The sequence below is a fragment of the Moorena sp. SIO3I6 genome (assembly GCF_010672095.1).
In genome coordinates, this window is record NZ_JAAHHU010000174.1 from 1 (window position 1) to 10,745 (window position 10,745).

Consider the following 10,745-nt stretch of genomic DNA (forward strand, 5'->3'; position numbering starts at 1 on the left):
TATTAAAAATTTCAGCAGGATACCCCGCCCACAGTCCTATAGTTAGGCGGGGACAGGGCTGTCAAGGTTTTGAGATTATACCAGACGTTCAGCTATTACCGTGGAGCAAGAGATGAAAAGGTTCTAGCATCAGCAATTCCATTGGGAAATAAGCCTTTGTCCCGTTGATATCGCTTCAGGGCTGCCTCTGTGGCTGGTCCAAATACGCCATCTTTTAATCCTTTATAGTAGCCTAGGGAAATCAAGCGATTCTGAAGGCTATTCACTCTTGTGCCACGACTACCTCGTTTTAATGGAGTAATGATGGTAGCAGCAACAGCAATACCAGAATTGCCCCGTAGTGCTGATAACGTACGAGAGTCAGCAATGCCATTTGCTGGCAGTTCCCGAGAAAGCTGATAATCTTTGACTGCAGTCTCAGTTAATTTACCATAGTATCCCGTTATTGGCCCTTTGTAGAATCCCAAGTCTTTGAGGCGATTTTGAAGTTTTGTAACCGATTCGCCATTGCTGCCTGGTCGCAACTCAGTCACGTTGGTAAGAATATCCTTATCTTTATCCTTATCATTAGGATTTTTGGCTAAGTCTGACAAAGTCCGAGAGTCAGCAATACCAGTCACTGGTAGTCCCCTCAAGCGCTGAAATTTTATGACCCCTGCTTCAGTTAAACGACCGTAGAATCCCGTTACTGGACCGTTGTAGACTTTCAACTCCCTCATGCGCTGTTGCAGTTTGGTCACAGCAGTTCCTCTGTTACCTCGCCGTAACTCAGTGGCGTTCTTGATCGAACCACCATTGATTACGAATAAGGTGTTTTGTCCAGCAACGCCATCCGCCCGTAATCCCTTGGCTCGCTGAAATTTAATTACCGCTGCTTGGGTCATGCGCCCGTAATAGCCAGTGATCGGACCATTAAAAAATCCCAAGGATGTCAACTTCTTTTGCAAATCGCTGACTACCGTTCCTCTACTACCGCGTTTGAGCTGTGTGTTTGTTGGTAGACGAATATCAGTACCAGCAGTTTTATATAAAGCTGCTAGGGTTTTTGGTCCAGCCACACCATCTATTGGTAGTCCCTTCTTTTGCTGAAAGATAGCAACATAAGACTGGGTTAACATGTCATAGTTGCCAGTAATCCGACCTTTATAAAAGCCAGCCGCTGCCAACTCTTTCTGAAGAGAAGTCACCTGTGATCCACGGCTGCCTTTTTGAAGCACTTTAGCACTGGCATGAGCAGCGGTACTGAGAATGGTTAGGGCAATTGCGATCGCACTAATCTTGATCCAAGCTGAACTAGGAATAGTGGGACTGTTTAGCCCATCCAACCATCGAATTAAACCATTATCATCTTGCCACGGAAAATTCTCCGCGTCTTCATAGGACTCGGCAAGATTAACGCAGACTAAGCTTTCCATCGCTTTCCTACCAAATTTTTTTGTATGATAGCCAGTTCTCTAGCAATATTTGTATTGTGTTCTTGACACTACCATTTTAATGGACATTACTCTTGTCCACGTCATCCCTAGTTACCTTCATAGGTCATAACTGCTCAACCGATCATCCCTTCACCGGATCACCCCTTTACCCGATCACTCCTTCACCAATTCCCAGGTAATATCTTTGATCCCAACAATGAGCAATCTTTGAGGAGCAATCTTTTAGCAATCTTTCCGGATGTAGTCAATTTCAGGCTGGATTTAAGAGTTATAACGGATGTGGTAAAGGTAAATCTGCTCGATAATTACCCTCAAAAGGTAAATCTCCTGGATATTGCCCCCAGCTGACTGCTGGGGGTTTTTATTGTGTTCGGCGCTCTACAGTAATGCGATCGCCTCAGAAGTGTTGAACAGGGAATAGGTAATAGGTAATAGGTAATAGGGAATAGGGAATAGGGAATAGGGAATAGGTAAGAAGTAGTTTTCGAGGCTTAAGAGTATCGTTAACTACATTTTTGAGCCTGGTCTTGATGCAGCCGTGAGCGACTGCATCAAGACCGGAAGAGAAAAGCCAAGTTTTACAAAGCTTTTAGGAATTTATCCCTCACCATTATTTGTAAATACCCGCGCGCGTATTGCTATAGAGCAACGCGACTCTCTAGATTAATTCCAAAGGGGATGACCATGCCTAATTGTTGTTGGCCCATCCTCAAGTCATATATTCTGAGCCTCTTCAGTTTTTTGAGCCCAACCATGAAATCTTTCCGGAGCTAGTCAATTTCCTGCTGGATTTAATTATAACGGATTTAGTAAAGATAAATCTCCTGGATAATTGCCCCCAGCTGACTGCTGGGGGTTTTTATTGTGATCGGCGCTCTACAGTGATGCGATCGCGGATCATCACTGTGGCAAAACCGCCCCTGAGCAACGCGACTCTCTAGATTAATTCCAAAGGGGATGACCATGCCTAATTTTTGTTTGCCCATCCTCAAGTCATATCTTCTGAGTTTCTTCGGTTTTTTGAGCCCAACCATCACCAATCTTTCCGGATCTAGTCAATTTACTGGCGGATTTAAGAGTTATAACGGATGTGATCAAAGTAAATCTCCTGGATAATTTACCCCAGCTAACTGCTGGGGTTTTTTTTTGTAATTGCCTAACACAGTGATGCGATCGCCGATCATCACTGTGCCAAACCCCCCTCGCTTATCAACCTAAGGATACAAGCCCCTGAATTCATTTATGGAAAAAGACTATTTGAATTGGAGCGAAGCGATGTTTCAATGCCTCGAATTAATTCCTGGGGTATTTTTTAATTTTGAATTGATAATTTTGAATTGGAGCGAAGCGAGTGACCATGGGTAATTTTTGTTTGCCAATCGTCAAGTCTGTTATTCTGAGTTTCTTAGGTTTTTTGATCCCATCTACCTATCAACCACCCACTTATGGGAATAATTATGAGCTAAGTAGCACACAACCCACTCTCCAATCAATTGACAACAAAAACTATACTCAAGCTCAAATTGATTATTTTTTGGAAATTGCCTTAGGCTCGGAATACGGCTCCTCCAATCCTACTATCAAAAAATGGGACAGGAATGTGAGGATTAAGGTAATCGGCTTGCCAACCCCTGAAGATTGGCAGACTTTGTCAACCGTTATTGATGAACTAAATACGATTACTCAAGGTTCAATTCAAATAAACTTTGATGATAATAATCCCAATCTCAAGATTTATTTTGTTCCCGAATACGAGTTTCGTCGCTATGAGCCTAACTATCGACCGGTCAATTTTGGTTTTTTTCGGACTTGGTGGAATAACCAGGTAATTTATAAGTCAAGAATTATGATTTCTACAACTAGCATTACTCAAAAAGCACGGTCTCACCTAATCCGAGAAGAGCTCACCCAATCTATAGGACTGATGAGGGATTCCTATAAATACAGAAATAGTGTATTTTTCCAAGGGTGGACTGATACGACTGAATATGCGGAGATTGATCAAGCTGTAATAGAAATGCTATATAGACCAGAAATTCGTCCCGGAATGACTAAAGCAGAAGTTATCAATGTTCTGAATAGCCTTAGGTTTGCGAGGTAATCATAGCAGTAGGGTGCGTTATTAACGCACCTTACAGATAGAGTTACTGGGTAGGTTCTGTGCTATAAAGATTCAGATTAGAAGAATTTAGAGGTGGTGTAAGGACCATAGACCCAATTGCCACTGTTCAGCTGTAGCCAATTCCCATTTCTAGCAACCACAGGTTTGAGTACAGATCCACTGCTTACACAGGTAACAGCCTGACCAGTACCAGGACCAGGGAGTGCTTTCAAACACCCACCATTGGGAGTCTTGACTTTGATTCCTGATTCCAAAATCGGACTACCGCCACCGCCTTCACTACTTTCATCAAATAATTTAGAGGTAGTGTAAGGAGCATAAACCCAATTGCCACTGCTCAGCTGCAGCCAATTCCCATTTGTAGCAACCACAGGTTTGAGTGCAGATCCACTGCGGACACAAGCAACAACCTGACCAGTGCCAGGACCAGTGAGTGCTTTCAAACACCCACCATTGGGAGTTTTGACTTTGATTCCTGATTCCAAAATCGGACTACCGCCACCGCCCTCACTACTTTCATCAAATAATTTAGAGGTAGTGTAAGGACCATAAACCCAATTGCCACTGCTCAGCTGCAGCCAATTCCCATTTTTAACAACCACAGGTTTGAGTACAGCTCCATTGCTAACACAGACGACAGCTGCGGAAGTATCGCTCGGACCTTTGCGTGCAGTCAAACAACCACCACTTGGAGTCTTGACTTTGATCCCTGTTTCCAAAGCCGCAAACACTGGAGCCGTTACACTCAGACTCGCTAACCAGACCGCACATCCTAGTAAACCGAGCCAAGCAGTGTTGGGAATTTTAAACCAGTTGAGGTTGAGTTCTCTTAGATCTAGATCACAATCAATACCTACTGCTTCTTCATAGGATTCATAGGAATGAGTGTAAGCAAGTACTTCCACGTTTTTCTCCTTTTTTAAGTTTTATTAAGTTTTGAGGCAATTATGATCATAATTTCCCCTAAAGTTGAGGGAAAATAGATTGCTTTGCTGTCAGGTGGAAGACCCAAGGGTAATCGGTAATCGGTAATCGGTAATCGGTAACTGACCCAACTATACTTGATGTCATTCTTTTGTTCAGCAACGCCAAATAGATGGCTGGAAAAAGGTTATAAGACAATTTCCTCCCATAGGGGAAAATTTAAGCAAAAAAAAATAATTGCCTGATTAAACGATAACGTTGTGTGAAGCGTTCGCAAAGCGTGGCCAAAGGCCAATCGCATAAGCGCGTTTTTATCTGGGTTGTAAACACACTTCTTGCTGTAAAAGGCATGGATGGAAAAGGCTTGCAGACAATAGGGGAAAGAGCTCCGAAGTTTTATTGGACAAAAAAAAAGACCATATAGGTTTACATCTCATTTAAAAAGGCTATATTGCAATAGACAAAAAACCAACCCTATCCCCAGCCAAATTAAAAAACAATACCTTGTCAGATCTAAGGCTTGGTTAATTTTGCCTGGTGTGATATCGTAGGTAGGTTTTCCTAATAAGGGTTTTTGCTTGACAACACCACTGTAAAAATTAGTCCCCCCCAGCTGAACCTCCAAAATCGCAGCAAAAGCCGATTCACTCCAGCCAGAGTTAGGACTCGGATCAGCAATAGCATCACGGCGACACAGACGCCAGACCTGCTGAGGTTTTCCAGACATCAAGGCTAGGGTAAATACGGTTAATCGACAGGGGATCCAGGTTAGTAAATCTTCAATTTTAGCACTAAACCAACCTAAATGCGTGTAAGGCTCTCGGCGGTAACCGACCATCGAATCTAAAGTACTGGCAGCTTTATAAGCTAAGGCAAGAGGAACACTACCAACCCCAGGAATCAACGCTCCAACAATGGCATAAAACAGAGGGGCTGTGACCCCATCGGTAGTGTTTTCCGCCACCGTTTCTAGGACAGCTCGTAGGATTTCCGACTCACAAAGATTTTCTGTATCACGACCAACATATTGACTTAATCGAGAACGGGCTAGTTCTAATTCTCCGGCAGTTAAAGGCTGTAATACATCCATTGCTGCTGCTCTAAGAGAGCGACCAGCAAAACAACTGGCTAGCAATATCGTTCCTATGCCTATACCCAAAAAGGGATTGAGCCAGATTCCTAGGAAGACAATAAACCATCCAACTACTCCACTCCCAATAATTAGTCCAATACCCAACCCAATTCCTGCTAGGCGTTGTTGCCAAGGCTGCTGCCAGAAGTGAATTGCTAACTTAGTGAAGTGAGAGATTACCCAGCCCATAACCTGCACTGGATGGACCCAACCCCAAGGATCACCGATCAGATAATCCAGACTAGCCGCCAGCAGCAAAATGACACCATTAGTATGGTTATTACCCAGGATTTGAACCACTACTTTCTAATTTTATCGACATTCTCTTCCCAGTTAGCCCCATCGAAAGGGACAAGGGTAAATCGAGATAGAACATCACCGTCAAGACAACGTAGGTTGACAGAAATCCCATTGGGATGAGAACGGGGTCGATAGAAAGGATGAATGCCACAGATTTGGCAGAATGTGTGCTTCGCCGTGTGAGTGTTGAAGGTATAACTAGTCAACACTTGATCTCCCTTAAGTAAGCTAAATTGCTCAGGGGAGACAATCAGGTGTAAGATGCCCTTTTTTTTACACATCGAACAATTGCAATCAATTGCCTCATGCTTTTTTACAATTACCCGGAAGCGGACAGCGCCACAATGACAGCCCCCCTCATAAGTAATCGGTTCGTTACTCTTTTTCATGAACAGAAAAATTGATTCAAACAACGAAACTGGTTTCTTCTCCCATAGCCGCTTGCCAACTACGGGCATCATAATAAAGATCGGCAAGAGTTATAGTGTACAATGCTTCTTTAAGCTTTTGATGCAAACGATGCCAAAGTGTAAATGTAACCCAGTCTTCGGCTTGACCAGCGTCTGGGGTATGGTGGGGTAGTGGTTCGATGGTTTCACCCACTGCTTCTAGGATTTTGCCGAGGGAAATTTGTGTGGGTTCATGGGCTAATTGATAGCCTCCTTGAGCTCCACGAACTGACTTGACTAAGCCAGCACGGCGCATCTCAATCAGTAGTTTTTCTAGATATGGAGCTGGTAGACCTTGCCGTTTAGCGATCGCTCTAACCGATGTCGGTCCATACCCTGGTCTTAGGCTCAGATCTAGTAGTGCCTTAACACTGTAGTGTCCACGAGTGGTGAGCTTCATAATAAAATAGCAATCCAATCGGAAAGTGGACGTGGGAGTTAACGGGACAATTTCTTTGAAAGACTAAAGTCGGAAACGATTTTATGACCTGTTTAAAGATCACGCTCGTTTAATCCACTCAGCTATCAGCATCAAGAGCCGGGGGAACCAAGCAACCCTCTCATCCTGAAGACTATACTTTGAGCGGTATGCTTTTAGCTATGCCTTCAAGCCAGAAGCTTAGATCTTAGACTATCAATGGCTGATAGCTGATAGCCCGTTGGCTGAATGCTAAGCTCAAAGAAACTCGCTTAATACTGTCACCCAATGGAGATAGCCATTGACTTGTGACAGGGATGGAAAGTACAGGTGGCTGGTGAGGAAATTGCCTACAAGAGTAGCCCATACTCTTTTAGCCAATTTTCCCGTGACCCTAGGCAATTTTCCTGTGACCCAGATGATCGGAGTTGTTCACGACCTATTCACAACCTATTGCTGTAGTTGAACGGTAGTTAAAAACTGACTATTAACGAACACAGTTGACACTCTCGGTGTAATATAGTCTCATATACTGATATTAAACTAAGATTTTGTTATCTTAGTTGACAGTCAGTCCAGTAGAAATGCTGGATACCACTTAAGTCCTTAGTATTAGATTCAAGTTGATGGCTAGAAAGAAAAACATGGCTGCTCCGACGCCTCCTCTGAAGGACGAAGCATTGCTTGATAAAGTAAGAGAGCTAGGTAACCTGAGCAAAGAAGAAAAAGCTAGAGCCTGTGGCTACTACACCGTGACAAAAAACGGAGTAGAGCGAGTCAATATGATGAAGTTCCTCAATGCCCTTATTGATGCGGAGGGGATTGAATTAGACAGCAAAGTCAATGGCAATGGTCGTGGCGGACGCAGTGCCAGCTATCGGATTAGTGTGCAGTCTAACGGCAATCTTCTGATTGGCTCGGCTTACACGAAACAAATGGGTTTACAACCAGGGGACCAGTTTGAAATCACCCTGGGACGCAAGCACATTCACCTTAAACAACTTGATGAAACAGAAGAAGAAGCACGTGAGGCATCCTGAGCCGAATAGACAAGGCTTAGAACGCCGTAATCGGTAAATGTGCTGTCGCTCAAAACGTCAGCATTCTCCCGTCAGTTATCAGCATTAGCGCTACTTGAAACGCTGTGCTTGCCAGCCATTCATGATGCCCTCAAGAGAACCAATCCACGAGGCTTTAAACGGTAAGCGTGGTTTGAAAAGGAGCCCATAAGCTTACTCTCTTGATAAACCCAGGCTCCCAAAACATTAGCTGTTTGCAAAGCTGGAAAGTAGCGCGTCAGCTGACTGCTGATAGCTTAATGCAAACCCGATCACTGTCTGTTACGAAAGCGGTGTATCAATTTCCATCCCCATTTATGGAAACTTCCCAATCTAGCTTTTAATCACTCAATTGGGATATTGTTTAAAGAACACCCAGTCAGGGGCATCATCAATTCTTCTGGCTGGCTTCAATTTCCATTGCTCAAGGAGACCAGTATTAAGCAATAAGTTGAACTAGATCAGCTTTTGCCAAATCCCATGGTCAGAAGACATCAAAATCAGTAGAGAAAGATAGGTTCCCCAGAATAAAATTACCATAAATTGTCTATCCCGTCGCGCAACCAGCATCCCTGCTATAACCATGGTTAAAGGGACACAAGCGAAGAACAGCCAGGAGCTGAGGTCAAAAGCTTTCCTAATCCCGAAGTGAAGCATCACAGTAATAGTAGCAACACCTAGTAGACTTAACCCAATACTCCAAAAACGGGGATAAGATTTGCTAGAAGGCCAATGCCAAATATCTGTCAGTTGGGCTCCACCAGCAAGGGCTAATGCTGGGTAAACTGGCAACACATACCCAGGCAATTTAGTGGCAATAAGGGAAATGGCGATCAAGTAACCGCCAGCCCATACCAGTACCAATTTAGCCCAGCCCCAATGGCGATTCTGCCAAGCCTGCTGTAACCAGTAGGAAAAGAACAGTAACCAAGGTGCGGAAAATTTTAAGATTTCCCCCAGGTAATACCAAGGGAGGCGATTTTGCCCATCCACTGCTGTCCAGATCGGGCGTAGGGACTCGTAGAGAATGGCTTTAGTTGTAGTAACGGCTCTTTGATCCTGTACCAGTAATGGAACAGTGTACCAAGCAAGAGCAGGACTATAGCCTAGGAGCAATCCCAACCACCAATAAGTAGACGTGAGGAGTCTGGGCGTATCCCATGCTAGAAACAACAGAGCGATCGCTGTGATCAACAATGCCACCAGGATCCCCTTAGTGAGGAAAATCAAGCCTAATCCGATCCCCGCTGCCAGTGACCAGCGTGAGTCCCGACGCGATCGCAACACACACCACATCATCAACACCACAAAGCACAGATTAGCTCCATCCAGGATTGCCATACGCCCATAATGGGCTATTGGTAAGAAAGTTAGGTAAATCAAGCTAGAGAAAATAGCCTTCTGACGGCAGGGGAAGATTTCTGTAGCAAGACCATATACTAGCAGTACCGACAGAACACTGAGGATGGCACCAGGTAAGCGTGTAGTCCACTCGTTGACACCACCAAACTGATAAGCCACCGCAATGAGCCAGGCTAGTAGGGGGGGGTGTTCAATTACGGTTTCACCTTCAAAAGTTGGGTAAAGCCACTGCCCAAATTCCCCCTTTGCTGAAAGTAGTTGAGTAGCCAGATGACTTATGCTTTGCTCTACCCCTTGCAACGAGCCACTGCCCAAATTGATGCTAAACAACAATAGTGCTGCCAGGAATAACCCTAACAGCGACAATCTCTCAATCCAGCGTTGAGTTCTACGTATCCGGTTTCCCGAGCCACCCCAAGTAAACGTTTTATGATCCATAAATTTACCTTTACCTTTACCTTTACCAATAATTCATAATTAAAGCTAGAAGTTTAACAAAAAACCATGAACGAAGCTAATTTTACCGTTCCCCACCAGACCACGAGCCATCATCCAATTTTTCGGTTCTACTTGGGGGATTATCCCAATGCTGCTAGCCATCTTATCTAATCTACTAACCCCGTTGTCTGGTGTTCTTAACCACAGCAGTATACTTTTTACCTTTAACCTTTCAATTATGTCGGAAAACTAATCGTCTCTAACTAATCGTCTCGCGCGAGCGTGAACAGGCAATTCTGTTGAAGCTGTTTACCGTCAGTGATAGAATGTCCGTTGTTGAAGTGACGGTGCTAAACTATCCAGCATAAATTAAAACTTAACTTTTTTTGAAATTACCAATCAACGTAGAAAAACCTTTGACCTATGAGTATGACTTATGAGTAGTGTGAGCTATGGGTCGAATTAATGATTAGATTGGTGAGCAATGGCAAAGTCTGACAATTATACACAAGATAAACACAATATAAACAAAACTAATTAGACAAGTAGGAGCATGACATGGTAACAGACACTCTCAAACCTCCCCATGACTATTTACAGTGGCGTGGGTCTTATCTCCGGGAGGAACTGTTGCTCAGCAATGGTTTAAGTAAGGCACAACAGCAAACAGCTTTGCTTATAGTCTTGAGTAATTCAAACTTGAGTTTTTCGAATCGAGTGTAAGCAAAGTTAAAAAATCTTCTCCAGAATCCTTACCTGTTCACTGTTCCGAAGTTCCGAAGTTGCCTACTTATGTAATAAGTCCTATGAAAGTGATACACTACCAGGACACAAAGGGCATGCTTAAGATAGGCTATAGACGGTTTTATTACTGTGACCTATAGCTCTGTCATTGACCATCGACTGCTACGAGCAATGTTCTAGAACTTACCTCAAGTTCAGATTCACTGCTAACCGATCACTTGTTGACCAAGCCAGCCCATGGAGTTGAACACAGAATAATGAGGAATTTCTACCTAAGTTGATCACTTGCGACACTTACGCATATGGAAAGCTCATTTGAACTAACCCTACAGATGGTTATCGCCATCTTTGCTGGGATCAGT

At 43.8% G+C, this 10,745-nt stretch carries 10 protein-coding genes; 3 read left to right on the forward strand and 7 right to left on the reverse strand.

What is annotated here, in order from left to right:
* Window positions 1-95 precede the first annotated feature (95 nt).
* Together F6K49_RS29670 and F6K49_RS29675 are read right to left on the reverse strand one after the other, a co-directional pair.
* Window positions 96-1,415, reverse strand: a complete 1,320-nt coding sequence (locus F6K49_RS29670; protein WP_293102387.1) for a peptidoglycan-binding protein — start codon at window positions 1,413-1,415, stop codon at window positions 96-98.
* Window positions 1,416-2,242: 827 nt separating this feature from the next.
* On the reverse strand, window positions 2,243-2,470 hold the full coding sequence (locus tag F6K49_RS29675) for a hypothetical protein (protein ID WP_293081673.1): 228 nt from the start codon (window positions 2,468-2,470) through the stop codon (window positions 2,243-2,245).
* Between the two features lie 323 nt (window positions 2,471-2,793).
* Between F6K49_RS29675 and F6K49_RS29680 the strand changes: the two genes are divergently transcribed.
* A complete protein-coding gene (locus tag F6K49_RS29680) occupies window positions 2,794-3,537 on the forward strand; it encodes a DUF2927 domain-containing protein (RefSeq protein WP_293081676.1) in 744 nt (247 codons plus the stop codon).
* A 77-nt stretch (window positions 3,538-3,614) separates the two neighbouring features.
* Here the strand turns inward: F6K49_RS29680 and F6K49_RS29685 are convergent, their stop codons facing one another.
* The 4 genes from F6K49_RS29685 to F6K49_RS29700 form a co-directional block, all read right to left on the reverse strand.
* Window positions 3,615-4,463 (reverse strand): hypothetical protein, encoded by an 849-nt coding sequence (locus F6K49_RS29685; RefSeq protein ID WP_293102389.1) that lies wholly within the window; start codon window positions 4,461-4,463, stop codon window positions 3,615-3,617.
* A 452-nt stretch (window positions 4,464-4,915) separates the two neighbouring features.
* A complete protein-coding gene (gene cbiB, locus F6K49_RS29690; RefSeq protein WP_293027276.1) occupies window positions 4,916-5,914 on the reverse strand; it encodes an adenosylcobinamide-phosphate synthase CbiB in 999 nt (332 codons plus the stop codon).
* Entirely contained in the window at window positions 5,914-6,195 is a 282-nt protein-coding gene (locus F6K49_RS29695) for a GFA family protein (RefSeq protein ID WP_364304791.1), read from the reverse strand. Before F6K49_RS29695 ends, cbiB begins: the two co-directional genes overlap by 1 nt.
* Window positions 6,196-6,319: 124 nt before the next feature.
* Window positions 6,320-6,763 carry an Rrf2 family transcriptional regulator gene (locus F6K49_RS29700; RefSeq protein WP_008184397.1) on the reverse strand — a complete coding sequence of 148 codons (444 nt, stop codon included), beginning with the start codon at window positions 6,761-6,763 and terminating at the stop codon, window positions 6,320-6,322.
* Between the two features lie 644 nt (window positions 6,764-7,407).
* Here F6K49_RS29700 and F6K49_RS29705 point away from each other — a divergent pair.
* A complete protein-coding gene (locus F6K49_RS29705; protein ID WP_293027311.1) occupies window positions 7,408-7,821 on the forward strand; it encodes an AbrB family transcriptional regulator in 414 nt (137 codons plus the stop codon).
* 474 nt (window positions 7,822-8,295) lie between these two features.
* Here F6K49_RS29705 and F6K49_RS29710 read toward each other — a convergent pair whose 3' ends face one another.
* On the reverse strand, window positions 8,296-9,639 hold the full coding sequence (locus F6K49_RS29710; protein ID WP_293040373.1) for a glycosyltransferase family 39 protein: 1,344 nt from the start codon (window positions 9,637-9,639) through the stop codon (window positions 8,296-8,298).
* A 558-nt stretch (window positions 9,640-10,197) separates the two neighbouring features.
* Between F6K49_RS29710 and F6K49_RS29715 the strand changes: the two genes are divergently transcribed.
* Window positions 10,198-10,362, forward strand: a complete 165-nt coding sequence (locus F6K49_RS29715) for a hypothetical protein (protein WP_293040370.1) — start codon at window positions 10,198-10,200, stop codon at window positions 10,360-10,362.
* Window positions 10,363-10,745: the final 383 nt, after the last annotated feature.

Excerpts from the sequence above, each read along its gene's own strand:
- F6K49_RS29670 (WP_293102387.1), bottom strand. The coding sequence starts at position 1,415 with ATGGAAAGCTTAGTCTGCGTTAATCTTGCCGAGTCCTATGAAGACGCG.
- F6K49_RS29675 (WP_293081673.1), bottom strand. The coding sequence starts at position 2,470 with ATGGTTGGGCTCAAAAAACCGAAGAAACTCAGAAGATATGACTTGAGG.
- F6K49_RS29680 (WP_293081676.1), top strand. The coding sequence starts at position 2,794 with ATGGGTAATTTTTGTTTGCCAATCGTCAAGTCTGTTATTCTGAGTTTC.
- F6K49_RS29695 (WP_364304791.1), bottom strand. The coding sequence starts at position 6,195 with ATGTGTAAAAAAAAGGGCATCTTACACCTGATTGTCTCCCCTGAGCAA.
- F6K49_RS29700 (WP_008184397.1), bottom strand. The coding sequence starts at position 6,763 with ATGAAGCTCACCACTCGTGGACACTACAGTGTTAAGGCACTACTAGAT.
- F6K49_RS29705 (WP_293027311.1), top strand. The coding sequence starts at position 7,408 with ATGGCTAGAAAGAAAAACATGGCTGCTCCGACGCCTCCTCTGAAGGAC.
- F6K49_RS29710 (WP_293040373.1), bottom strand. The coding sequence starts at position 9,639 with ATGGATCATAAAACGTTTACTTGGGGTGGCTCGGGAAACCGGATACGT.
- F6K49_RS29715 (WP_293040370.1), top strand. The coding sequence starts at position 10,198 with ATGGTAACAGACACTCTCAAACCTCCCCATGACTATTTACAGTGGCGT.